Source organism: Candidatus Pseudoscillospira sp. SGI.172 (assembly GCF_050313575.1).
Classification (GTDB): Bacteria; Bacillota; Clostridia; order Oscillospirales; family Oscillospiraceae; genus Vermiculatibacterium.
The window spans coordinates 1-667 of record NZ_JBNPLQ010000085.1; the positions used below are offsets into that span (position 1 = coordinate 1).

Annotated in this window: 1 protein-coding gene; it reads left to right on the plus strand. The window is 61.8% G+C overall.

The genetic code is table 11. The features are described 5' to 3' along the window. Positions 1-667 (plus strand): 3-hydroxyacyl-CoA dehydrogenase NAD-binding domain-containing protein (locus tag ACQRD3_RS13560; protein WP_427781747.1); only part of this gene is annotated, 667 nt, incomplete at both ends.

Consider the following 667-nt stretch of genomic DNA (forward strand, 5'->3'; position numbering starts at 1 on the left):
TGAACAAGGGCCTGGACAAACTGGTGTCCAAGGGCAAGATGGATGAGGCCAAAAAGGCCGCCATCCTGGCCAACGTGACCTTCACCACCAAGCTGGAGGATGCCGCCGACGCCGACCTGGTCGTCGAGGCCGCCACCGAGAATCCCGCCATCAAGAAGCAGATCTTCGCCGATCTGGACAACATCTGCAAGCCGGAGACCATCCTGGCCTCCAACACCTCCTCTCTGTCTCTCACCGAGATCGGCGGAGCCACCAAGCGGCCGGAGAAGGTCATCGGCATGCACTTCTTCAACCCCGCCACCGTGATGAAGCTCATCGAGGTCATCCGGGGCGCCAAGACCTCCGACGAGACCTACAACACTGTGTTCGCCCTCTCTTCCGAGGTGGGCAAGGAGCCTGTCACCGTCAACGAGGCCCCGGGCTTTGTGGTCAACCGCATCCTGATCCCCCTCATCAACGAGGGCTGCGAGCTGGTGTACTCCGGCGTGGCCAGCGTGGAGGACGTGGACAAGGCGATGAAGCTGGGCGCGAATCATCCCATGGGCCCCCTGGAGCTGGGCGACCTCGTCGGCCTGGACGTGTGCCTGGCCATCATGAACACGCTTTACACCGAGACCGGTGATTCCAAATACCGCCCCTCTCTTCTCATGAAGAAGATGGTGCGGGC